General features: G+C 53.7%; 24 protein-coding genes. 20 read left to right on the top strand and 4 right to left on the bottom strand.

What is annotated here, in order from left to right:
- Window positions 1–12: 12 nt before the first annotated feature.
- Both flgM and flgA read right to left on the bottom strand, forming a co-directional pair.
- Entirely contained in the window at window positions 13–303 is a 291-nt protein-coding gene (gene flgM / locus WCC56_RS09060; protein ID WP_424692056.1) for a flagellar biosynthesis anti-sigma factor FlgM, read from the bottom strand.
- Window positions 304–403: 100 nt separating this feature from the next.
- Window positions 404–1072 carry a flagellar basal body P-ring formation chaperone FlgA gene (gene flgA / locus WCC56_RS09055; RefSeq protein ID WP_424692055.1) on the bottom strand — a complete coding sequence of 223 codons (669 nt, stop codon included), beginning with the start codon at window positions 1070–1072 and terminating at the stop codon, window positions 404–406.
- A 157-nt stretch (window positions 1073–1229) separates the two neighbouring features.
- Here flgA and flgB point away from each other — a divergent pair, with 157 nt between their 5' ends.
- The 11 genes from flgB to flgL all read left to right on the top strand — a co-directional run bounded on the left by flgB (window position 1230) and on the right by flgL (window position 11123).
- A complete protein-coding gene (flgB, locus tag WCC56_RS09050; protein ID WP_424692054.1) occupies window positions 1230–1643 on the top strand; it encodes a flagellar basal body rod protein FlgB in 414 nt (137 codons plus the stop codon).
- Window positions 1644–1646: 3 nt separating this feature from the next.
- The gene (flgC, locus tag WCC56_RS09045) at window positions 1647–2051 is read left to right on the top strand and encodes a flagellar basal body rod protein FlgC (RefSeq protein ID WP_424692053.1); all 405 of its coding nucleotides are present in this window, start codon (window positions 1647–1649) and stop codon (window positions 2049–2051) included.
- Between the two features lie 11 nt (window positions 2052–2062).
- Window positions 2063–2734, top strand: a complete 672-nt coding sequence (gene flgD, locus WCC56_RS09040; RefSeq protein WP_424692052.1) for a flagellar hook assembly protein FlgD — start codon at window positions 2063–2065, stop codon at window positions 2732–2734.
- Between the two features lie 29 nt (window positions 2735–2763).
- Window positions 2764–3972, top strand: a complete 1209-nt coding sequence (gene flgE, locus WCC56_RS09035) for a flagellar hook protein FlgE (RefSeq protein ID WP_424692051.1) — start codon at window positions 2764–2766, stop codon at window positions 3970–3972.
- Between the two features lie 21 nt (window positions 3973–3993).
- Window positions 3994–4749 carry a flagellar basal body rod protein FlgF gene (locus WCC56_RS09030; RefSeq protein WP_424692050.1) on the top strand — a complete coding sequence of 252 codons (756 nt, stop codon included), beginning with the start codon at window positions 3994–3996 and terminating at the stop codon, window positions 4747–4749.
- Between the two features lie 17 nt (window positions 4750–4766).
- On the top strand, window positions 4767–5549 hold the full coding sequence (gene flgG, locus WCC56_RS09025; protein ID WP_013201665.1) for a flagellar basal-body rod protein FlgG: 783 nt from the start codon (window positions 4767–4769) through the stop codon (window positions 5547–5549).
- A 66-nt stretch (window positions 5550–5615) separates the two neighbouring features.
- The gene (locus WCC56_RS09020) at window positions 5616–6314 is read left to right on the top strand and encodes a flagellar basal body L-ring protein FlgH (protein ID WP_424692049.1); all 699 of its coding nucleotides are present in this window, start codon (window positions 5616–5618) and stop codon (window positions 6312–6314) included.
- Window positions 6315–6325: 11 nt separating this feature from the next.
- On the top strand, window positions 6326–7432 hold the full coding sequence (locus WCC56_RS09015; RefSeq protein ID WP_424692048.1) for a flagellar basal body P-ring protein FlgI: 1107 nt from the start codon (window positions 6326–6328) through the stop codon (window positions 7430–7432).
- The gene (flgJ, locus tag WCC56_RS09010) at window positions 7432–8370 is read left to right on the top strand and encodes a flagellar assembly peptidoglycan hydrolase FlgJ (protein ID WP_424692047.1); all 939 of its coding nucleotides are present in this window, start codon (window positions 7432–7434) and stop codon (window positions 8368–8370) included. The genes WCC56_RS09015 and flgJ overlap by 1 nt, the downstream gene beginning before the upstream one ends.
- A 119-nt stretch (window positions 8371–8489) precedes the next feature.
- Window positions 8490–10142 carry a flagellar hook-associated protein FlgK gene (gene flgK, locus WCC56_RS09005; RefSeq protein ID WP_424692046.1) on the top strand — a complete coding sequence of 551 codons (1653 nt, stop codon included), beginning with the start codon at window positions 8490–8492 and terminating at the stop codon, window positions 10140–10142.
- Between the two features lie 21 nt (window positions 10143–10163).
- The gene (gene flgL / locus WCC56_RS09000) at window positions 10164–11123 is read left to right on the top strand and encodes a flagellar hook-associated protein FlgL (protein ID WP_424692087.1); all 960 of its coding nucleotides are present in this window, start codon (window positions 10164–10166) and stop codon (window positions 11121–11123) included.
- A 410-nt stretch (window positions 11124–11533) separates the two neighbouring features.
- Here flgL and rne read toward each other — a convergent pair whose 3' ends face one another.
- The gene (gene rne, locus WCC56_RS08995) at window positions 11534–15148 is read right to left on the bottom strand and encodes a ribonuclease E (RefSeq protein WP_424692045.1); all 3615 of its coding nucleotides are present in this window, start codon (window positions 15146–15148) and stop codon (window positions 11534–11536) included.
- Between the two features lie 571 nt (window positions 15149–15719).
- Here rne and rluC point away from each other — a divergent pair.
- A complete protein-coding gene (gene rluC, locus WCC56_RS08990) occupies window positions 15720–16682 on the top strand; it encodes a 23S rRNA pseudouridine(955/2504/2580) synthase RluC (RefSeq protein ID WP_424692044.1) in 963 nt (320 codons plus the stop codon).
- A gap of 410 nt (window positions 16683–17092) precedes the next feature.
- Here the strand turns inward: rluC and WCC56_RS08985 are convergent, their stop codons facing one another.
- On the bottom strand, window positions 17093–17677 hold the full coding sequence (locus WCC56_RS08985; RefSeq protein ID WP_424692043.1) for a Maf family protein: 585 nt from the start codon (window positions 17675–17677) through the stop codon (window positions 17093–17095).
- Window positions 17678–17819: 142 nt separating this feature from the next.
- Between WCC56_RS08985 and yceD the strand changes: the two genes are divergently transcribed.
- The 8 genes from yceD to fabF all read left to right on the top strand — a co-directional run bounded on the left by yceD (window position 17820) and on the right by fabF (window position 23963).
- Window positions 17820–18341, top strand: a complete 522-nt coding sequence (yceD, locus tag WCC56_RS08980) for a 23S rRNA accumulation protein YceD (protein ID WP_424692042.1) — start codon at window positions 17820–17822, stop codon at window positions 18339–18341.
- Window positions 18342–18355: 14 nt separating this feature from the next.
- On the top strand, window positions 18356–18526 hold the full coding sequence (gene rpmF / locus WCC56_RS08975; protein ID WP_013201675.1) for a 50S ribosomal protein L32: 171 nt from the start codon (window positions 18356–18358) through the stop codon (window positions 18524–18526).
- Between the two features lie 26 nt (window positions 18527–18552).
- On the top strand, window positions 18553–19587 hold the full coding sequence (gene plsX, locus WCC56_RS08970) for a phosphate acyltransferase PlsX (protein WP_424692041.1): 1035 nt from the start codon (window positions 18553–18555) through the stop codon (window positions 19585–19587).
- A 5-nt stretch (window positions 19588–19592) separates the two neighbouring features.
- Entirely contained in the window at window positions 19593–20546 is a 954-nt protein-coding gene (locus tag WCC56_RS08965; protein WP_424692040.1) for a beta-ketoacyl-ACP synthase III, read from the top strand.
- Between the two features lie 14 nt (window positions 20547–20560).
- Window positions 20561–21484 (top strand): ACP S-malonyltransferase, encoded by a 924-nt coding sequence (fabD, locus tag WCC56_RS08960; RefSeq protein WP_424692039.1) that lies wholly within the window; start codon window positions 20561–20563, stop codon window positions 21482–21484.
- An 18-nt stretch (window positions 21485–21502) separates the two neighbouring features.
- Window positions 21503–22237 (top strand): 3-oxoacyl-ACP reductase FabG, encoded by a 735-nt coding sequence (gene fabG / locus WCC56_RS08955; RefSeq protein WP_424692038.1) that lies wholly within the window; start codon window positions 21503–21505, stop codon window positions 22235–22237.
- A gap of 153 nt (window positions 22238–22390) precedes the next feature.
- Window positions 22391–22627 (top strand): acyl carrier protein, encoded by a 237-nt coding sequence (acpP, locus tag WCC56_RS08950; protein ID WP_004157115.1) that lies wholly within the window; start codon window positions 22391–22393, stop codon window positions 22625–22627.
- Between the two features lie 94 nt (window positions 22628–22721).
- Window positions 22722–23963 (top strand): beta-ketoacyl-ACP synthase II, encoded by a 1242-nt coding sequence (gene fabF / locus WCC56_RS08945; protein WP_424692037.1) that lies wholly within the window; start codon window positions 22722–22724, stop codon window positions 23961–23963.
- Window positions 23964–24032: the final 69 nt, after the last annotated feature.

Below are 24032 nucleotides of genomic sequence, written 5' to 3'. Positions count from 1 at the left end.
TACTTAGTTACCTTATAAAGAATCTTTTGCCTGCTGAATCAGGGCATCGGCGATTTTGCCGGTATCCATTTTCAGTTCGCCATTGCGAATAGCTGTTTTTAACTCTTCAACACGAGCGGTGTTGATGTCTTGTGAACTGGCCTTGGTCAGCTGGGACTGTGCGCCGCTCAGAACGACCTGAGTGCCGGCTTCAGTGGTTTTGCTGCTTTCTGCCGGACGAGCTTTAGGTGCTGCGGTTTCGCTGGTATCGCGAGGTTGCACGGTTGCTGCCGGTTTCATCGGTTGAGTTCTGTCGATGCTCATTATCTGACTCCTGTATTCTCAGGCGGTATACGGCCTGATAGCTAAGTGTACAATGTCTGTTAATAACACTATCGGCAGAACTGAACCCTACTTTAGTGCTTTATAGCGTTATAAGAATAATCCCATCCGCCCCGACTTTTCCACTGACTATCTGGCCTGAACTCATCCTCACCCGAACCAACTGTGCAGTGGTGGCATTGTTCATTGCGCGCCCCTCGCTGCTGATACTAAACCCGCCGCCATTGGCCGTTACCGTTACGTTCTGACCGGCCTTCACTCGCCACGGTTGCCTGACCATCATCAGCGTCAAAGGCTGGCCTGGAATGATATCGCGCAGCGCTACCGCGTCGGTCACTGCATCGGCAGACATCACCGTTCTGGCTGGCAGGGTATCCAGTCTGCCGCGCTGAATTTTCACATCGTCAGCCGTCAGCGTTCCCCCGCGAATGACCTGGCGAGCCGCAACCAGGTAATCGCCCGTGACCTGCACCTGAACCTGAATATACCGACGGTTCTGATCGCAGTTGGCTGCCACGCTCATATTGCCCCACATCCGGCTGTTGCCTGGCAGGGAGAACTGCGGCGCCGCACAGTCTGGCCACTGAGACTGAGGCGTTTTCACCACCACGCTCAGAGTATCGGCATTCTGGCCGGTTTCCCCATAGCGGGATTTAAAAAATTGATTGAGCTGAGCCGTTAAGTCGCCAGCGCTGGCCGACAGGGTCACCAGACCCAGCAGACTCACTAACAAGGTTGTCATTCCCCGCATTCTCATTTCTCCCATAAATCAAACTGGCACTGATTCTACTCCTGGTGCGTTCAGGTCAAGGCGCAAAATAGCAACATAATTTAGCGCTATTCAGACGATGACTATTGCGGACCCCGTTTATTCTGTCAGCTCTGAATTTTCATTTTGCGGAGGAAGCATGCTCGACAAACTGGACGCGGCACTACGGTTTAACACCGAAGCTTTAAACCTGCGTGCCCAGCGGCAGGAGATCCTGGCATCCAACATCGCCAATGCTGATACGCCAGGCTATCAGGCTCGTGATATCGATTTCGCCAGTCAGATGAATAAGGTGATGGAGCAGGGGCGTGCGTCAGGGTCTGGACTGTCGCTGGCGGTGACGTCAGCACGCCATATTCCCGCAGAAACGCTGCAGCCAGCCTCTATCGATCTGATGTACCGGGTTCCGGACCAGCCATCGATGGATGGCAACACGGTTGATATGGATCGCGAACGTACTCAGTTCGCGGACAACAGCCTTAAATACCAAACCGATTTGACCGTTATCAGTAGTCAAATCAAGGGCATGATGTCCGTGCTACAGGGGCAATAATTAATGGCTTTACTGAATATATTTGATATCGCCGGGTCCGCCATGAACGCCCAGTCACAGCGTCTGAACGTCAGTGCCAGTAACCTGGCTAACGCCGACAGTGTGACCGGGCCGGATGGGCAGCCTTATGTCGCCAAGCAGGTTGTTTTCCAGACCAATGCTGTTCCTGGCTCACCGACCGGTGGCGTACGCGTAGCTCAGGTGATTGACGATCCTACCCCAGCCAAACTGGTGTATGAGCCGGGCAACCCAATGGCCGATGCCAAAGGCTACGTGAAAATGCCTAACGTCGATGTAGTAGGGGAAACGGTCAACACCATGTCCGCGTCGCGCAGCTATCAGGCCAACGTGGAAGTGTTGAACACCGTTAAACAGATGATGATGAAAACCCTGACGATGGGTCAATAAGGAGCAAGCAGATGGGCATAGCAGTAGGCGTCAATGAGAAACTTGATAATTCCTCCATTGCGGCTTCGTCGTCTACGACGGACACCTCGGCAGCGGACCTGCAGAGTAACTTCCTGACGCTGTTGGTCACCCAGTTACAGAACCAGGATCCTACCAATCCAATGGATAACAGCCAGCTGACCACTCAGCTGGCGCAGATCAATACCCTCAGCGGCATTGAAAAACTGAATACCACGCTGGGATCTATCTCCGGCCAGATCAACAGCGGACAGTCTTTACAGGCTACCACGCTGATTGGTCATGGTGTGATGGTAGATGGCTCTCAGGTGCTGGTCGGCAGCGGGCAGACAACGCCGTTTGGCGTCAGCCTTGAGCAGGCTTCAACCTCGACTACCGCAACAATTACTGACGCTTCCGGCAAGGTGGTGCAAACCATCAATCTGGGCGGTCTGAGCGCCGGTGTGCATACCTTCTCATGGGATGGCAGTACCGCAGATGGCACCACCGCAGCAGACGGTAAATACAGCGTTTCACTTAGCGCCAGCAACGCAACCGGGCAACTGGTTACGCAGCCGCTGAATTATGCGCTGGTTAATGGGGTGACTAACGACACTAGCGGTGCCGTTTTAGACCTCGGCACGATGGGTACCACTACCATCGCAAATGTTCGTCAGATTATTTAACAACTTAACCCTCTTTCAGGAGTGAACACATGGCATTTTCACAGGCAGTCAGTGGCTTAAACGCCGCGTCCAGTAACCTTGATGTAATCGGCAACAACATCGCCAACTCCGCTACGGTCGGCTTTAAATCCGCTACCGTTTCTTTTGCCGACATGTTTGCAGATTCTAAAGTGGGCCTGGGCGTTAAAGTGGCTGCGGTAACTCAGGACTTTAACGACGGTACCACCACCTCTACCAGCCGTGGCCTGGACGTGGCTATCAGCCAGTCTGGCTTCTTCCGCATGGCGGATACCAGCGGCGCGGTGTACTACAGCCGTAACGGTCAGTTTACTCTGGATGCTAACCGTAACATCGTTAACGCCGATGGCCTGCAGCTGACGGGCTACCCAGTATCCGGTACGCCGCCAACCGTGCAGACCGGTGCTAACCCCGTTGCGCTGAACGTCCCTACCACCGCGATGTCAGCAAAATCAACCAGCACGGCGGCAATCGTAGCTAACCTGAACTCGACGGACAGCGTACCGACCACCACCCCGCTGGATATCAACAATACCGATAGTTACAACAGCAAAGCGTCGATGACGACTTATGACTCGCTGGGTAACGAACACAACCTGAACCTGTATTTCACCAAAACAGGCGACGGTGCCTGGACTGTTAACGTGAAGGATGGTAGCGCCGCCGATCCAACGGCTGATGTGGGGACCTTCAACATGGCCTTTAACACCAGCGGTCAGATGACCTCCACTACCGATCAGGCGATTACATTGCAGCCTCTGAACGGTTCCGCTGTAACCAACTTTAATCTGAGCGTGCTGAACAGCCAGCAGCAGAACACCGGGACCAGCACCTTTGGTAACCCTACTCAGGATGGTTACAAGCCAGGTGAATTGACCAGCTACCAGATCAACAACGACGGCACCGTAGTCGGCACCTACTCGAATGAGAAGACGCAGACTCTGGGGCAGATTGCGCTGGCTAACTTTGCTAACCCGGAAGGCCTGAAGTCTGAAGGTAACAACGTCTGGTCTGCCACTAACTCTTCTGGCCAGGCGCTGGTGGGGATTGCCGGTACCGGTAACCTCGGCACCCTGACTGCAGGCGCGCTGGAGTCTTCCAACGTTGACCTGAGTAAAGAGCTGGTGAACATGATTGTGGCACAGCGTAACTATCAGTCTAACGCCCAGACCATCAAAACTCAGGACCAGATCCTCAACACCCTGGTCAACTTGCGTTAATCCGGCTAACAGGATCGTCTTATGGATCACGCGATATATACAGCAATGGGGGCTGCCAGTCAGACCCTCGATCAGCAGGCAGTGACGGCGAGCAACCTCGCCAATGCCTCCACACCTGGCTTTCGTGCGCAGCTGAACGCGCTGCGCGCTGTGCCGGTGGAAGGTCTTTCACTGCCAACCCGTACGCTGGTGACGGCTTCAACGCCTGGGGCCGATATGTCCCAGGGCACGCTTGACTACACCGAGCGCCCACTGGATGTTGCGGTTCGTGAGAACGGCTGGCTGGCAGTGCGCGCACCGGATGGGGCTGAAGCCTATACCCGTAACGGGAATATGGAACTTAACCCGGCCGGTCAGCTCACCATCCAGGGCAACCTGGTGATGGGCGACGGCGGACCGATTGCCGTGCCGCAGGGTTCGGAAGTGACCATCGCTGCTGACGGCTCTATTACCGCGCTGAACCCAGGCGATCCGCCAAATGCCACAGTCCAGTTGGGCCGTCTGAAACTGGTGAAGGCTGTCGGTTCAGAGGTGACTCGCGGCGATGACGGTTTATTCCGTCTCAACGCGACCGCTCAGGCACAGCGTGGTGCCGTCCTGCAAACCGATCCCACCATTCAGGTGATGCCCGGTGTGCTGGAAGGCAGCAACGTCAAACCGGTCGAAACCATGGTCGATATGATCGCCAACGCACGCCGCTTCGAGATGCAGATGAAAGTGATCTCAAGCGTCGATGAGAATGAACAACGCGCTAACCAGCTGCTGTCGATGAGCTAAGTGCAGAGGAAATTACTATGATCCGTTCCCTATGGATTGCCAAAACCGGTCTTGACGCTCAGCAAACCAACATGGACGTCATCTCGAACAACCTGGCCAACGTTAGCACCAACGGCTTTAAGCGCCAGCGCGCCGTGTTCGAAGACCTGATGTACCAGACTATTCGCCAGCCAGGCGCTCAGTCCTCAGAGCAGACAACCTTGCCTTCAGGTATGCAGTTAGGTACCGGTGTTCGTCCTGTGGCGACTGAACGTCTGCACACTCAGGGCAACCTGAATAAAACCGACTCGTCTAAAGACGTGGCGATCAGCGGTCAGGGTTATTTCCAGGTACAGATGCCAGACGGCACCCTGGCCTATACCCGTGACGGCTCTTTCCAGACTGACCAGAATGGCCAGCTGGTGACGAACGGCGGTTTCCCGGTTCAGCCAGCGATCACCGTACCGGCAAATGCCCTGAGCATGACCATCGGGCGTGACGGTGTGGTCAGCGTAACGCAGCAGGGGCAGACTCAGCCAGTGCAGGTAGGGCAGTTAACGCTCAGCACCTTTATTAACGATGCGGGCCTGGAAAGTAAGGGTGAGAACCTTTATCAGGAAACGCAGGCTTCCGGTGCCCCAACAGACAGCACGCCAGGTAACAACGGCGCCGGTCTGCTGTACCAGGGCTATGTGGAAACCTCCAACGTGAACGTAGCCGAAGAGCTGGTCAGCATGATCCAGACTCAGCGTGCTTACGAGATCAACAGTAAAGCAATCAGCACATCCGATCAGATGCTGGCCAAACTGACGCAGTTGTAATGCCATTGTGGTCGGGTTCGCCCGACCCTGAATAAAAGAACTCTCATTATTAAAGGTAGTGATTCCATGGCGAAGCAAATCTCAATGCCTGGACGTTTGTTAGTAGCCTCGCTGCTGCTGACACTTAACGGTTGTGCTCTTGTACCCCGTACGCCACTGGTCGAAGGTTCGACAACGGCCCAGCCGCTGCCTGCTTCGCCGCCGGTTGTAAACGGCTCCATTTTTCAGGGTCTGATGCCGATGAACTACGGCTATCAACCGCTGTTTGAAGATCGTCGCCCACGTAACATTGGCGATACGCTGACCATTACCCTGCAAGAGAACGTCAGTGCGAGCAAAAGCTCCACGGCAAGCGCAGGACGTGACGGCAGCACCTCGCTCGGTCTGACCGTGCCAAGTTCACTGACCGGTTTGTTAGGCGGGGATAAAACCAATATTGATGCCTCCGGCAAAACTGATTTCGCTGGCAAAGGCGGCGCAACAGCCAACAACACCTTTACCGGCACCATCACCGTTACGGTTAATCAGGTGCTGCCGAACGGCAACCTGAAAGTCGTGGGTGAAAAACAGATTGAAATTAACCAGGGAACGGAATTTATCCGCTTCTCGGGCGTGGTTAACCCGCGCACCATCAGCGGCAGCAATGCCGTGGTGTCGACTCAGGTTGCGGATGCCCGCATTGAATACGTCGGTAACGGCTATATCAATGAAGCGCAGACGATGGGCTGGCTACAAAGGTTCTTCCTGAACCTGTCACCGTATTAAGAGGTTCCACCATGCGTAAGATGATTTTTCGTTTCACCCTGCTGCTGTTAGCTGGTTTTAGCACTTTCGCCAACGCAGATCGTATCCGCGACCTGACCACCGTCGGCGGCGTGCGTGAAAACCAGCTGATTGGATATGGCCTGGTTGTTGGACTGGATGGCTCTGGTGACCAGACGACCCAGACTCCCTTTACCACTCAGAGTCTGAATAACATGTTGTCTCAGTTAGGCATTACGGTGCCTGCGGGCACTAACATGCAGCTGAAAAACGTGGCGGCGGTGATGGTGACCGGCAAGCTTCCTGCTTTTGGTCGTCAGGGACAGAACATTGATGTCGTGGTTTCCTCAATGGGTAACGCCAAAAGCCTGCGCGGCGGCACACTGCTGATGACCCCCATGAAAGGCGTGGATAATCAAGTTTACGCGCTGGCACAGGGTAACATTCTTGTTGGTGGTGCTGGGGCTTCCGCTGGCGGTAGCAGCGTTACCGTTAACCAGGTCAACGGCGGGCGTATCACCGGTGGGGCGACGATTGAGCGTGAATTGCCGAATAACTTCGGCACGTCCAGCGTGATCAACCTGTTCCTGAATGAAGAAGACTTCAGCATGGCGCAGCGCATCACCGATGCCATCAATGCCCGCAGTGGTTACGGTTCAGCGCAGGCGCTGGACGGACGCACCGTGCAGGTTCAGGTTTCCGCGAACGGCACTTCACAGGTTCGCCTGCTGGCCGATATTCAGAACATTGATGTCTCCGTACCGATTATGGATGCCAAAGTGATCATCAACTCACGTACTGGCTCTGTGGTGATGAACCGCGAAGTTCAGCTAAGCAGTTGTGCCATTGCTCAGGGTAACCTTTCGGTCACCGTGAACCAGTCGCAGAACGTCAGTCAGCCAAATACACCGTTTGGGGGTGGCCAGACAGTCGTTACCCCACAAACACAGATTGATTTACGCCAGAGCGGCGGCGCATTGCAAAGCGTGAATGCCAGCGCCAACCTCAATAGCGTGGTTCGTGCCCTGAATGCGCTGGGTGCCACGCCAATTGACCTGATGTCCATCCTGCAATCCATGCAGAGTGCCGGTTGTCTGCACGCAAAACTGGAAATTATCTGATGAGCGATTCTCAATCTCTGATGGGAGCGGCGTACGACAGCCGCTCACTGAACAACCTTAAGCGCCAGGCCAGCGGCGATCCTAAAGCTCATGCAAAGGAAGTCGCGAAGCAGGTAGAAGGGATGTTTGTGCAGATGATGTTGAAAAGTATGCGCCAGGCACTGCCGCAGGATGGTCTGTTGAGCACGGAACAAACGCGTCTTTATACCTCTATGTACGATCAGCAGATTGGGCAGCAGATTGCCTCAAAAGGATTGGGTCTTGCCGACATGATGGTCAAGCAGATGGAGCAAGCTGCGCCGCTGGATGAAAAAGCGGGTACGGTGCCGATGTTGCTGGATAAAAGCTTTATCAACACCTTACCGCCGCTGGCGATGGAACAGATTGTCCGTAGGGCGGTTCCGCGCCTGCCCTCTTCAGACACGCCGTTGAGCGGTGACAGCAGCGACTTTATTGCCCAGCTTTCTCAACCAGCCAAAATGGCCAGTGCGGAAAGCGGGATCCCTCATCACCTGATCCTCGCTCAGGCCGCGCTTGAATCGGGCTGGGGACAACGGCAGATCATGACCTCTGAGGGCAAGCCAAGCTACAACGTGTTTGGCATTAAAGCCTCGGCAAACTGGCAGGGCAAAACCACCGAAATTACGACCACCGAATATGAGAACGGCGAAGCGAAAAAGGTGAAGGCCAAATTCCGCGTGTACGACTCCTATTTCGATGCGTTAAACGATTACGTCAAACTGATTGGTAATAACCCTCGCTACAGCGCAGTGACCACCGCCGCCACGCCAGAGCAGGGCGCTAAAGCCTTGCAGGAAGCGGGTTACGCCACCGATCCGAAATATGCGCAGAAACTGGTAGGCATGATCCAGCAGTTCAAGAATATGGGCGAAAAAGTGGTGAAAGCGTATACCCAGGATATCGGTGATTTATTCTGATTTTTACTCAAGTTTGTGCTGGTTTTACCGATAACCTTTTCAGGCCGGATTTGCGTTAAAGCATACCGGCGACTTTTTAATGCCGGCCCGTGCTGTGTCAGGGTAAACAAGGAACCGACATGTCTAACTTAATTAATACCGCGTTAAGCGGGATAAACGCGGCTTCGGCAGCGTTGAATACCACCAGTAACAACATCAGTAATTACAGCGTTGCTGGCTATTCACGTCAGACGACTATCCTTGCTCAGGCCAACAGCACGCTAAGCGGGACAAACTATTACGGCAACGGTGTTTCTGTTGCCAGCGTTAACCGTGAATATGATGCGTTCATCACCAATCAGCTGCGCTCGGCCAGCACGCAATCCAGCGCACTGACCACGCAATATAATCAGCTGTCGAACATTGACGATATGTTCTCCAGCACCACCAATACGCTGTCGAGCAATATCCAGGACTTCTTCTCCTCGATTCAGACGCTGGTCAGCAATGCTGATGACGCCTCTGCGCGTCAGGTGGTATTGGGCAAAGCTGATGGTCTTGTCAACCAGTTGCAGGTATCAGATACCTACCTGCGCAACCTCGACAGCAGCCTGAACACCTCCGTTACCTCGACCGTGGATCAGATCAATGGCTATGCCAAGCAGATCGCCAACGTTAACCAGCAGATAGCGAAGCTGAAGGGCGCAGGTGGCGGTAACGAACCTAACGATCTGCTGGATCAGCGTGATCAGCTGGTCAGCAACCTGAACTCACTGGTCGGCGTGACGGTCAGTCAGCAGGATGGCGGTAGCTACAACATTAGTATTGGCAACGGCATCTCTCTGGTCACCGGCAACAGTTACAACTCGCTGGCTGCCGTCCCTTCCAGCAGCGATCCAAGCCGGACCACGATTGCCATGGTCAACCCAGCCACTGGTGTCAAAAGTGAGATTCCAGAAAAACTGGTCACTACCGGCTCGCTCGGGGGGTTGCTTGCGTTTCGTACCGACCTGGATAATACCCGCAACCAGTTAGGCCAGCTGGCTATGGCGCTGGGATCCAGCTTCAACACCCAACACGAAGCGGGTTTTGACAGCAACGGTGATGCCGGTGAAGCTTTCTTCAATCTGGGGAGTCCTTCGGTTATCTCGAATACCAAAAACACCAGCACCACATCAGTGAGTGCTGAATGGACGGATACCAACAAGGTTCAGGCCTCAAATTACAAAGTCAGTTACGACGGCACTAACTGGAACGTCACCCGCAACTCAGATAATGCCAGCATCACGGCAACAATGGGCACCGACACCAATGGCAAGTCAACGCTGAGTTTTGATGGATTACAGCTGACAGTGAGCGGCACGCCGGCCAAAAATGACAGTTTCCTGGTGAAGCCGGTTTCTGATGTCGTCGTGAATATGGACGTCAATATTACCGACGAGTCTAAAGTTGCTGCAGCCGGTGCCGATGATGGTGTAAGTGATAACACTAACGCCCAGTCGTTGCTGGACCTGCAAACGAAAAACGTGATTACCGGTTCTAAAACGCTGACCCAGAGCTACGCCAGCATGGTCGCGGATATCGGTAACAAGGCCAGCAACCTGAAAACGACCAGTACCACTCAAGGTAACGTAGTGACGCAGCTGACCAATCAGCAGCAGTCAATCTCAGGGGTAAACCTGGATGAAGAATACGGCAACCTGACGCGCTATCAGCAGTATTACACTGCGAATGCGCAGGTCATTCAAACCGCCAGCACCATTTTTAACGCGCTGATCGGCGCTGTTAGCTGATGACAGAATAAGGAGTTCATGATGCGACTCAGTACTGCCCAGATCTACGATCAACAGATGCGCGGGATCTCAACTTCTCAGGCCAGCTGGTTGAAAGTAGGCGAGCAACTCTCTTCAGGTAAGCGGGTGGTGAACCCGTCTGATGATCCTGTCGCTGCCGCGCAAGCGGTAGTGCTTTCACAGGCTCAGGCGCAAACCAGCCAGTATTCAACGGCCAGGGGCTTTGCTACCAATAACGTGTCGCAGGAAGAAACTAACCTGGGGCAGGTGACCGATGTGATTGTGGCGGCACAAACGATTGTGGTTGCAGCCGCAAACGGCACCTTATCTGATGATGACCGTGCGTCTTATGCACAGCAGTTGACCGGTATCCGCGACCAGTTACTGAACCTGGCGAACACCACTGACGGCAACGGCCGTTACATGTTTGCCGGTTATCAGACGGATAAAGCCCCGTTCACTCAGGATGCTAACGGTGACGTTAGCTATGTGGGTGGCACTACGCCAATCAGTCAGAAAGTGGATTCCAACCGTACCATGGTCACCAACCACACGGGCGCGCAGGTCTTTACTTCACTGACCAGCAACCCAACGGCTGAGCCGGACGGTAGCGCCAGTGAAAGCAACATCTTCACCACGCTGAACACCGCCATTAACGCGCTGAACACACCGCTGCAAGACGCCGATCAGGCGACTTCAGACGCCGCTTCTGCAGCGTTGGACAAGACCAACCGTGGGTTGAAGAACTCACTGAATAACGTGCTTTCGGTGCGTTCAGTGTTAGGGACTCAGCTGACTGAGCTGGATAACCTGGATTCAAAAGGGGCTGACACCAAGTTGAACCAGTCCACGCAGATGAGCAATCTGGTGGATGTTGACTATACCAGTGCTATTTCCTCTTACACCATGCAGCAGACTGCGTTACAGGCCTCTTATAAAGTTTTCACCGACATGTCCAGCCTGTCACTGTTCAAAATGTAATACCTGTTTCACCATTTTGAGCGTGCTTAAACCGGGTACGTTCAGTTTCTCCCGCTATCAGCGTTAACCTTCTGATAGCGGGTTTTTTTTGTCCGGAATTTGCCGATTTACGGCGGCTGGTACACAAATATTTACGGCGGTATTTTTGCTAACTTGATTCACAGTGTTGCTGTTGCTGTTGCTGTTGCTGTTGCTGTTGTTCTTTATGTTACTGATGCGAGGGGGGCTGGGGATGAAGGCAGGAACAGCGAACGGGCTCAAAAGGCAGGCGTGGAGCGGGTGGAGGAGTGGCTGGTTAAAGGTGAAAAGTGCCAGAGCGGCTGGCATCACGGACAGAGGAGTAAAGCGGGTGGCTTCAGGTAAAAAAAAGCCCCGGTCATAAGACCAGGGCTTTTTCAGTCAGGTTCTACTTACTCTGGGCGGGTTGCCGGAGCAGTAGCCTGATGGGTAGCAGCGTGACCGCCTGCAGACCCTTGACCGTCGAAGTTATAGCCTGGACGCACCCAGTCACTTTGACGGGCTGGTTCTGGCTGATACTCAGGCGCAGGAGCTTTGGTCATCGGCGCAGTTGAATGGTGCTTGTAAGCAGCCTGAGCAGCTTGCGCTTCAGCCGGGGCAGCAACAGGAGCCTGAGCAACTGGCGCTTCAGCCGGAGCAGCTACAGGAGCCTGAGCAGCTTGCGCTTCAACCGGAGTAGCAACAGGAGCCTGAGCAACGGGTTCGTCACGGGCAGGCACTGGTGCATGTGGCTCAGTGGCAATAACCGGCTCTGCAACAGCTTCTGGCGCTGCCAGCACTTCTTGTACCTGCTGTTCAATTGCTGGGGTGACATCTGAGGCAGCTTCAGCAGCCTGGTGGCTGGCTTCTTCTGTCACACGCTGCTCTTCAGCCTGTTTAGCTTCAGCAACAATCTCTTCTACAGCATCAACCGCCTGAACCGCTGGCTGAGTCTCTTCTGCTGCAACCGCTTGTTGCGCTACGGCATCAGCAATCACTTCATCAGCAGCAGAGACAACAGTTGGTTCTTCGTTTACGGCTGTTTCGATAGCGGCAGTTTCATCAGTGTTCACCAGCGTCACTTCCGGGGTGTTTTCCGGCTGTGGCTCTGAGAAATGCACTGGCTGCGCTTCAGCAATCACTTCTGCTGGCTGCGCAACGACTTCTGCAGCAACGGCAACGGCTGCTTCGGTGTCCTGATGACCATACTCAGGCACAACAGACTGCTCGTGTTCGTGCTCATCAGTAGTCTGTGCAACAGGGTAGGTGATCCACACTTTGCCGGAAGCCATTTCTGGAGAAGCTGCAGCGAAGGTCAGCGGCATTGGCGACTGGTTCGGGTAGCGCTCATCACGGTAGCGACGACGGCGTTGACCGCTGACGCGCAGATGACGAGGAGAGCGACGCGAACGACGTGGCATGCTGTTGCTGTCACGATCATCGCCTTCTTCCGTTTCAGTGTGGGTTTCCACAGCAGCAGGGAAGTCCGCAGCCTGTTCCTGTACCGGTGCCTCTTCTTCTGCCGGAGCAAAAGAGCGAGCGGCAGTCTGTTCAGCCGTTTCGATACGCACTTTCTGATCAAGCTGACGCGGCTTACGGCGCGGCATCACCTGAACATGCTCATCGCTTTCAACTGATTCGTCGACCACAGTTTCTGGAAGCTCAACGATTTCCGCTGCTTTCTCTTCCATCACTGGCGCGCGTTTTTCGTCCTGACGACGACGTGGCTGGCGCTCACGACGCGGCTGCTGCTGTGCCTCTTCGGCGGCTACAGCCTGAAGAAGTTCTTCTGCTGCATCTACCGCTGGCGCAGTGCGCTTGTTACGACGGTTCTCTTCACGGCTTTCAGCAGCAGGATCGCGGTCGCGAGTCATGCGCTCATTGCGGTTAGAGTTACGGTCGTTACGAGGGGTGCGCTCGTTACGGTCAGTGCGTTCTGGACGGTCAGAATTCCGCTCATTGCGATCCGCATTACGGTCAACGTTACGATCTGCATTGCGTTCGTTACGATCGCTGCCGTTGCGATCGGTACGGTCATTGCGTTCGTTACGATCGCTTCCGTTACGATCGTTACGGTCATTACCATTACGGTCCGCGTTGCGTTCGTTACGGTCGCCGTAGCGCTCATTGCGATCGCCATTATTATTGCGGTCACGGCGGTTATTCTGGCGACGGTTGTTACGACGCTCACCGCGCGGTGCTGCCGCTTCTGGTTCTTTCTCTTCTACCACTACGGCTGGTTGAGGCTGTTCTGCTGGTTTCTCTTCACCGGCAAACATTTTCTTCAGACCACGGAAGAAGCGACCCATCAAACTGGTTCCAGCTTCAGCAGGCGCTTTCGCAACCGCTGCTGGTGCCTGAGTGACTGGAGCAACCTGTGGCGCTTCAGCAACAACAGGTTCCTGAGGAGCCGGTGGAGCATCAGGCATCACAAACGCAGCCAGAGCCGGTTGCTCAGGACGTTTACGCTCAGCATGTTCTTCTTCAGAAGGCAGCGCCATTTCGGCTTCATGCAGCTTCGGCAAGTGGTAGCTGAGAGTCTGAGTCTCTTCACCCGTACGCACACGCAGAACGGAATAGTGTGGGGTTTCCATCTGATCGTTTGGCACGATGATGGCCCGCACGCCGCCCTGGCGTTTTTCAATCGCGCTTACCGCTTCACGTTTTTCGTTCAACAGGTAAGAGGCAATCTGCACAGGAACGATAGCGTGAACTTCTTTGGTGTTCTCTTTCAGCGCTTCTTCTTCAATCAAACGCAGAATTGAGAGCGACAGCGATTCGTTATCACGGATGGTGCCGGTACCGCTACAGCGCGGGCAGACGTGATGGCTGGACTCACCCAGTGAAGGGCTGAGGCGCTGACGGGACATCTCCAGCAGGCCGAAACGAGAGATATGGCTGATCTGGATGCGGGCGCGGTCCTGACGAACGGCTTCACGCAGACGGTTCTCAACAGCACGCTGGTGGCGAACCGGGGTCATATCGATGTAATCGATAACGATCAGGCCACCAAGGTCACGCAGGCGCAGCTGACGGGCAATTTCGTCTGCCGCTTCAAGGTTGGTGTTGAAAGCCGTTTCTTCGATATCGCCACCGCGAGTTGCGCGAGCGGAGTTGATATCAATCGCAGTCAGCGCTTCGGTAGTGTCGATAACAATCGATCCGCCAGACGGCAGACGCACTTCACGCTGGAAGGCTGATTCGATTTGCGATTCGATCTGATAGTGGCTGAACAGCGGAATTTCACCGGTGTAGAGCTTAATTTTGCTGCTGAAATCCGGGCGGCCCAGCGCAGCGATATGCTGACGAGCGAGCTCCAGAACTTTCGGGTTATCGATAAGGATTTCACCGATATCCTGACGCAGGTAGTCGCGGAAGGCGCGGACAATCACGTTGCTTTCCTGGTGGATCAGGAACGGAGCAGGGCGGCTGTCAGCGGCTTTTTTAATGGCGTCCCAGTGCTTCATGCGGAAGCTTAAGTCCCACTGCAGCGCTTCGGCAGATTTGCCAACGCCTGCGGTACGAACGATCAGACCCATACCTTCTGGCAGCTCAAGTGCGGAGAGCGCTTCTTTCAGCTCGGTACGATCATCCCCTTCGATGCGACGGGAAATACCGCCAGCACGCGGGTTATTAGGCATCAGCACCAGATAGCTGCCGGCCAGACTGATAAAGGTGGTTAAGGCTGCGCCTTTATTGCCACGTTCTTCTTTATCGATCTGAACAATAACTTCCTGACCTTCACGCAGTACGTCCTTGATATTAGGGCGACCATGGGAATTGTAATTACCTGGGAAGTATTCGCGGGAGATTTCTTTCAGAGGGAGAAAACCGTGTCTTTCAGCACCGTAATCGACAAATGCTGCTTCAAGACTGGGTTCAATGCGGGTGATCTTGCCTTTATAGATGTTGGCTTTTTTCTGTTCGTGTCCTGGGCTTTCAATATCCAGGTCGTACAGGCGCTGTCCATCCACCAGGGCGACACGCAACTCCTCCTGCTGAGTCGCGTTTATCAACATTCTTTTCATCGTAACTTACTCATTATTCTTACATTAGTGACAAAGCTACGGGCAATAGTAACGCTGGACGCGAGTAACCGATGGCCCCGAGTCTCATCGCAAAAACGTCAACCTCACGGTTGTGGTCTGCTAAGGGGCGCAAAATCTCGGCAGCCTGTTTTTCATTTGGAAAAACAGCGCTTTTAAAAAGGGGGGAACCGCCAGTGAATAACCAGAGTGAACCAATCCCGTCTTGTCGTCCAGGCTGCAACCCGCAGCCCGCTAAATGCCTGATTGCTCAATACGTCTTACGCCATTGCTGCGTGTATGGGCTATCCGGCAAACTTTCTTATTACGCTTTACGCTTGTTTCACAAGGTTTAGCGAGGAAAAACAGTAGCATTATTCCATTGCTAACCTTGTTATAGCAAGGTGACTTTAGTGGCTCTGTGAAGTTTATTCCGGCTTTTATGGCGATTTGCCTCTCATTTCCACAAATTGCCCAAAAACTGGCCATAAATCATCATCCACGAGGGCCACTGTCAGTTAAGCACAGAAAAAGAGGTGGCGCTATCCTGGCGCTCTATTTAGAATCGCCGACCATGAAAACCAATACTCCAGCAGTACGAATGGTGACAATTTCTGCCGATGAGGCAGGACAGCGCATCGATAACTTTTTACGCACGCAGCTCAAAGGCGTGCCGAAAAGCATGATTTATCGCATTTTGCGTAAAGGCGAAGTGCGGGTCAACAAAGGCCGTATCAAGCCAGAATACAAGCTCGTAGCCGGAGATGAGATACGTATCCCGCCGGTTCGTGTCGCAGAACGAGAGGATGCGGCGATCTCGCCGAAGCTGGACAAAGTGGCTGCCTTAGCCAATGCGATCATTTATGAAGATGATTACATCATGGTGATGAACAAGCCGTCCGGCACTGCGGTGCACGGTGGCAGCGGCTTAAGCTTTGGGGTAATCGAAGGGCTAAGAGCGCTACGACCAGAAGCCCGATTCCTTGAACTGGTGCACCGTCTTGACCGTGATACCTCGGGCATTTTGCTGGTCGCGAAAAAGCGTTCAGCTCTGCGCTCGCTGCATGAGCAGTTAAGAGAGAAGGGGATGCAGAAGGATTATCTGGCACTGGTTCGTGGCGCGTGGCCTTCGCATATCAAAGCCGTGCAGGCTCCTTTGTTGAAAAACATTCTGCAAAGCGGTGAGCGCATTGTCCGGGTAAACAGCGAAGGCAAGCCTTCAGAAACGCGATTCAAGGTTGAAGAGCGTTACGCTCATGCTACGTTGGTCAAAGCCAGCCCGATCACTGGTCGTACTCACCAGATCCGTGTTCACACGCTGCATGCGGGCCATCCGATTGCTTTTGACGATCGCTACGGCGAACGCGATTTCGATGCACAGTTGGCGGGCACAGGGCTGAAAAGGCTGTTCCTGCATGCCGCCGCGTTGAAATTCACCCACCCAAATACGGGGGAAGTGATGCGGGTTGAAGCACCGCTCGACAACGAGCTGAAGCATTGCCTGGAAGTCCTGCGTAAAACAGCACCGGCTAAATAGCTTCAACTTGCTGGCTTGAGGTCAAGGTAAGGTCAACGGCTGCTCCAGTGGTAAGGCTTCAGAAATGATGTTTAGGTTAGTGGGCGCACAGGTCAAATGCGGCCGCTGGTTTGATTTTGAGGCGTGTTGCCCAATTGAGCAGGCAACGCTGAAGTCTACGGGAAGGGAGAGCAGGTTGATAAGCAAAGTATCTGCGACATGGACGTCGCAGTTAAGCCCCCACGTATGGGTTCACAGCGTCTTTGTATTCAACCTGCTCTCCCTGACCTTGCACCAGACCCATCAGACGACTCACTCGACTACAGCAGCAAACATTCCCTGACCTGCCACCAAAGCCTCCAGACGACTTGCAGTACAGCAGCAGCAACAATCCTTCCCTGACCTGCCCCCAGAACATCCTCACGACTTACTCAATCTTTAAGCGGATCAATCCCAGCAGTGCGAAGCATCTCGCAGAGCGCAATCAAGGGAAGCCCCACCAAGGTATTCGGATCCCGACCTGAAAGACGGTCAAACAGTGTGATCCCCAGCCCTTCACTTTTGAAACTTCCTGCGCAGTTCAGGGGCTGCTCTTTCTCCACATAATTAACAATTTCCTCGTCGCTTAACGTCCGGAAATCGACGTTGAACGGCTCACATATCACCTGTAACTGCTGAGAATGGCTGTCATACAAAGCGAGACCGGTATAAAAAATAACGCTATGGCCGCTGGCTCGCTTTAATTGCTGGTGAGCATTCTCGGCGGTGTGCGGTTTTCCGGTTATTTTACCGTCAATCACACAGACCTGATCCGAGCCAATAATCAGATGATTTGGGTAGTTTTCTGCCAGCGCCTGAGCCTTAGCAGCGGCAAGGCGAACAACAAGATCAGTAGCTGATTCATTGAGTTGCGCGGCCTCATCCACCTCGGGCGCGGCAGTGATAAAGGGTATTCCCAGTTTCTCCAGCAAAGATTTTCTAAAGGGGGAAGTGGAAGCTAGCACCAGTCGTGTCATATTTTTTTCCAGAATAGATAGCGAATCAGTTCAAGGCATTTTAAACTGTGCGCCGCATTGGATGCGAATATTGGGTGAAAGATGCTGTGAAACGGCCTTTTTCTTTGACTCTATCTCGTTACAAAGTTAATATGCGCGCCCTATGCAAAAAGTAAAATTACCCCTGACTCTCGATCCGGTTCGTACCGCTCAAAAGCGCCTTGATTATCAGGGCGTTTACACCCCTGAACAGGTGGAGCGAATTACCGAATCGGTAGTGAGTGTGGACAGTGATGTAGAGTGCTCGATGTCGTTCGCCATCGACAATCAGCGGTTAGCAGTACTTAACGGTACTGCGGCGGTCTCCGTTACGCTGTGTTGTCAACGCTGCAACAAGACATTCCCGCATCAGGTCCACGTGACGTATTGTTTTAGCCCGGTCGTCACTGACGAACAGGCTGAAGCACTGCCGGAAGCGTACGAGCCGGTCGAGGTCAACGAGTTTGGCGAAATCGATCTGCTGGCGGTGGTTGAAGATGAAATTATCCTCGCCCTGCCTGTCGTTCCGGTGCATGATTCTGAACACTGTGAAGTGTCCGAGGCGGACATGGTCTTTGGCAAGCTGCCTGCAGAGGCAGAAAAACCAAACCCATTTGCCGTATTAGCCAGTTTAAAGCGTAAGTAATAGGAGTAAGGTCCATGGCCGTACAACAGAATAAACCAACCCGTTCCAAGCGTGGCATGCGTCGTTCACACGATGCCCTGACCACAGCATCTCTTTCCGTAGATAAAGTTTCTGGCGAAACGCATCTGCGTCACCACATCACTGCGGATGGTTACTACCGCGGTCGCAAGGTCATCGTTAAGTAGTTCTTGCAGATACGCAAGGCGATACTTTGCCACGTCTGACCCTGGCGATAGATGCCATGGGCGGGGACTTCGGTCCCTGCGTGACAGTGCCTGCTGCAATGCAGGCACTGGCCTCTAACACACAGCTGCATCTTCTTCTGGTCGGTAATCCCGACAACATCTCGTCATTTCTCGCAAAAGCTGATTCTGCCCTGTTGGCACGTCTGCAGGTGATCCCTGCTGAGTCGGTTATTGCCAGTGATGCCAAACCCTCACAGGCCATTCGCCATAGCCGTGGCTCGTCCATGCGCGTGGCGCTTGAACTGGTGAAAGAAGGGCGGGCGCAGGCCTGTATCAGTGCCGGAAATACCGGTGCGCTGATGGGCCTGGCCAAATTGTTGCTCAAACCGCTGGACGGGATTGAGCGCCCGGCACTGATGACGGTATTACCGAATCAGATCAAGGGCAAAACCGTGGTGTTGGATCTGGGCGCAAACGTCGAGTCCGACAGCGCGATGCTGGTACAATTTGCCGTAATGGGCGCGGTGATGGCGGAAGAAGTTCTGTCAGTGAAATCTCCCCGCGTAGCCTTGCTGAATATTGGTCAGGAAGAGACCAAAGGGTTAAGCAGTATTCGCGATGCCGCAGTAATCCTGCGTGAATCGCCAGATATTAACTATATTGGATACCTCGAAGGCAACGATCTTCTTACCGGGAAAACGGACGTGTTGGTCTGCGATGGTTTTGTGGGCAACGTCACCCTGAAAACCATGGAAGGCGTGGTAAGAATGTTTCTTTCGCTGTTGAAATCACAGGGCGAAGGTAAAAAAAGGGCCTGGTGGATGACGCTTTTGGCGCGTTTAGTCAAAAAACGTCTGGAAAAGCGCTTCGGCCACCTCAATCCCGACCAGTACAATGGCGCCTGTCTGTTAGGATTACGCGGCACCGTGATTAAGAGTCATGGTGCCGCTAATCAACGCGCATTCGCTGCTGCGATCGAACAGGCAGAGCAGGCGGTGGCGCGGCAAGTCCCAGAGCGGATTGCTGCCCGCCTTCAAGCTGTATTACCTAAGAGTGAATGACGTACATGTATACGAAGATTATCGGTACAGGCAGCTATTTGCCTGAACAGGTGCGGACTAACGCCGATCTGGAAAAAATGGTGGATACATCGGACGAGTGGATTGTCACCCGTACCGGTATCCGTGAGCGTCGCATTGCCGGGCCGGATGAAACCGTTGCCTCAATGGGCTTCCATGCCGCAGAACGCGCGCTGGAAATGGCCGGTGTTGATAAAAATGACATCGGGCTGATTGTGGTGGCCACCACCTCATCCAGCCACGCTTTCCCAAGCTCAGCCTGCATGATCCAGCAAATGCTGGAAATTGATGACGCCGCGTCTTTTGACCTTGCAGCAGCCTGTGCAGGCTTCACCTATGCCTTGAGCGTAGCTGACCAGTACATCAAAAACGGCGCGGTTAAAAATGCGCTGGTGATTGGTGCTGACGTGTTGGCTCGTATGCTGGATCCTGAAGATCGCGGCACCATCATCCTGTTTGGTGATGGCGCAGGCGCGGTAGTGTTAGGCGCAAGCGAAGAACCAGGCATCATCTCTACTCATCTCCACGCTGACGGCCGCTTCGGCCAGTTGTTGACCCTGCCTAATCAGGATCGTCAGAACCAGCAGCAGCCTTCCTACGTTACTATGGCTGGTAACGAAGTGTTTAAAGTGGCTGTGACTGAGCTTGCCCATATCGTTGAAGAGACGCTGCAAGCCAATAACCTCGAACGTGAAGCCATTGACTGGCTGGTTCCGCATCAGGCTAACCTGCGCATTATCAGTGCTACCGCCCGCAAACTGGGTATGGGCATGGAAAAAGTGGTGGTAACGCTTGATCGTCACGGCAACACCTCCGCCGCCTCCGTGCCTTGCGCACTGGATGAAGCCGTGCGTGATGGTCGCATTCAGCGTGGTCAGCTCATTCTGCTCGAAGCCTTCGGCGGTGGATTCACCTGGGGCTCGGCGCTGGTTCGTTTTTGATTAAGGATTTCACAATGACGCAATTTGCTATGGTTTTTCCGGGACAGGGATCCCAGACGGTAGGCATGCTGGCTGAGCTGGCTGCTGAAAATCCGCTGATTGAGAAAACCTTTGCTGAAGCCTCAGCGGCACTGGGTTACGACCTTTGGGCGCTGGTGCAGCAAGGTCCTGTTGAAGAACTGAACAAAACCTGGCAGACCCAACCGGCGTTGCTGGCCGCATCTGTTGCTATTTTCCGCGTTTGGCAGGAAAAAGGCGGTAAGATGCCTGCAATGCTGGCGGGACACAGCCTGGGCGAGTATAGTGCGCTGGTTTGTGCAGGCGTGATCGAGTTCAGTGAAGCGATCAAGCTGGTTGAATTGCGTGGCAAACTGATGCAGGAAGCGGTGCCGGAAGGCACAGGCGCTATGCAGGCCATTATTGGCCTGGATGATGCTTCCATCGCGAAAGCTTGTGAAGAGTCGGCCCAGGGACAAGTGGTTTCCCCGGTCAACTTCAACTCGCCTGGTCAGGTTGTGATTGCTGGAAATAAAGAAGCGGTAGAACGCGCTGGCGCAGCTTGTAAAGCTGCCGGTGCCAAACGTGCTCTGCCGTTGCCTGTGAGCGTACCTTCTCACTGTGCACTGATGAAACCAGCAGCCGATAAACTGGCTGTTGCGCTGGAAAAACTGACCTTCAACGCCCCGGTATTCCCGGTGGTTAACAACGTTGATGTGCAGTGCGAAACCTCAGCAGAGGCCATTCGTAGCGCGCTGGTTCGTCAGCTGTACAACCCGGTCCGCTGGACTGAGTGTGTGGAGTTTATGGCGCAGGAAGGCGTAACGTCACTGCTGGAAGTTGGCCCTGGTAAGGTGCTGACTGGCCTGACGAAACGTATTGTTGACACCCTGACCGCGGCTCCGGTGAACGATCCGGCCAGCCTGTCAGCGGCGCTTTAACAGTAGACGAGGATGAACATGAGCTTTGAAGGAAAAATCGCACTGGTTACCGGTGCAAGTCGCGGCATTGGCCGTGCTATCGCAGAAACTCTGGTAGCACGCGGCGCGAAAGTAGTCGGTACAGCGACCAGCCAAAGTGGGGCGGACGCCATCAGTGCTTATCTGGGCACCAATGGCAAAGGCCTGCTGCTGAATGTGACTGACAGCGCGTCAATCGACAGCGTGTTAGAAAATATTCGTGCTGAATTTGGCGAAGTGGACATTTTAGTCAATAATGCTGGCATTACGCGTGATAATCTTCTGATGCGTATGAAGGAGGATGAGTGGCAGGATATCCTGGACACAAACCTGACTTCCGTATTCCGCCTGTCAAAAGCGGTAATGCGCGCTATGATGAAGAAACGCGTAGGCCGAATCATTACCATTGGTTCTGTAGTAGGAACGATGGGTAATGCGGGCCAGGCAAACTACGCAGCAGCAAAAGCGGGTTTGATCGGCTTCAGCAAGTCACTGGCGCGTGAAATCGCGTCACGTGGTATTACCGTTAACGTCGTGGCGCCAGGTTTCATTGAAACCGACATGACGCGCGCGCTGACTGAAGATCAGCGTGCGGGCATTTTAGCGGAAGTCCCAGCGGGTCGCCTCGGCGGCGCGCAGGAAATCGCTAATGCCGTAGCATTTTTAGCCTCCGACGAGGCTGCGTACATCACTGGTGAGACGCTGCACGTCAACGGCGGAATGTATATGGTCTGATAATCACGAAATCATTTGCGTTATTTGCGGTAAAACCCGCAAAATAGCGTAAATTCGTGGTCAGACCAGCCGGGATTTAGTTGCATCTTTTTCACCATTTAATACACTACGAAAACCATCGCGAAAGCGAGTTTTGATAGGAAATTTAATAGTATGAGCACTATCGAAGAACGCGTTAAGAAAATCATTGGCGAGCAGCTGGGCGTTAAGCAGGAAGAAGTTGTTAACACTGCCTCTTTTGTAGAAGATCTGGGCGCTGATTCTCTTGATACCGTTGAGCTGGTAATGGCTCTGGAAGAAGAGTTTGATACCGAGATTCCGGACGAAGAAGCTGAGAAAATCACGACTGTTCAGGCTGCTATTGATTACATCAATGGTCACCAGGCATAAGTGAGCATCTCCAGGCGGTCATTCGACCGCCTGAGTTTTATCTGTACTCCCCACACTGTCTCATTGTCATTTTTTCCCTCCCTGGAGGACGAACGTGTCTAAGCGTCGTGTAGTTGTGACCGGTCTTGGCATGTTGTCTCCTGTCGGCAATACCGTAGAGTCCACCTGGAATGCTCTTGTTGCCGGTCAGAGTGGCATCAGCCTGATCGACCATTTTGATACTAGTGCCTACGCAACGCGTTTTGCTGGCTTAGTAAAAGATTTTAACTGTGAAGAATTTATCTCGCGCAAAGATCAGCGCAAGATGGATGCCTTCATTCAGTACGGCGTTGTCGCTGGCATTCAAGCCATGCAGGATTCTGGTCTGGTCATTACTGATGAAAATGCCGATCGTATTGGTGCCGCTATTGGCTCCGGTATCGGTGGTCTCGGTCTGATTGAAGAAAACCACGATTCGCTGATCAACGGCGGCCCGCGTAAAATCAGTCCTTTCTTCGTTCCCTCCACGATTGTAAACATGATAGCGGGTCACCTGACTATTATGTTCGGCATGAAAGGTCCAAGCATCGCCATTTCCACGGCCTGTACTACCGGTGTGCATAACATTGGTCAGGCTGCGCGTATCATTGCTTACAATGATGCCGATGTGATGCTGGCAGGCGGTGCAGAGAAGGGCAGTACGCCTTTGGGTATGGGAGGTTTTGGCGCAGCTCGCGCGCTTTCAACCCGCAATGACAATCCTCAGGCGGCAAGCCGTCCGTGGGATCGCGATCGTGATGGCTTCGTGCTGGGCGATGGTGCGGGTCTGGTGGTGCTGGAAGAGTATGAACACGCGAAAAAGCGTGGCGCAAAAATTTATGCTGAGCTGGTTGGTTTCGGCATGAGCAGCGATGCTTACCATATGACCTCGCCACCAGAAGATGGTGCCGGTGCCGCTCTGGCAATGAAAAATGCGTTGAAAGATGCACAGTTGTCACCAGAGCAGATTGGCTATATCAACGCGCACGGCACGTCCACGCCTGCCGGTGATAAAGCAGAAACGCAGGCAGTGAAGACTATCTTCGGTGCCAGTGCAGGCAGCGTGATGGTCAGTTCCACGAAATCCATGACCGGTCACCTTTTAGGGGCAGCAGGCGCCGTAGAGTCAATTTTCTCTATTCTTGCCCTGCGTGACCAGGTTATTCCGCCAACCATCAATCTGGATAATCCGGATGTGGGTTGCGACCTGGATTTTGTGCCACACACAGCTCGTCAGGTAAAAGGTCTGGAGTATGCTTTGTGTAACTCCTTCGGCTTCGGTGGAACCAACGGTTCGTTGATTTTCCGCAAAATTTAAGTGACGACCTCCCTTGCAGAAGGCCCGCTATGCGGGCCTTTTTTTGTTTTCAGGGAGGCCAGCGCTCTC

This window comes from Erwinia sp., from assembly GCF_049696395.1.
Taxonomy (GTDB): Bacteria; Pseudomonadota; Gammaproteobacteria; order Enterobacterales; family Enterobacteriaceae; genus Erwinia.
Note: the sequence above shows the minus strand (reverse complement) of the source record. Positions and strands in the feature narration are given on the sequence as shown.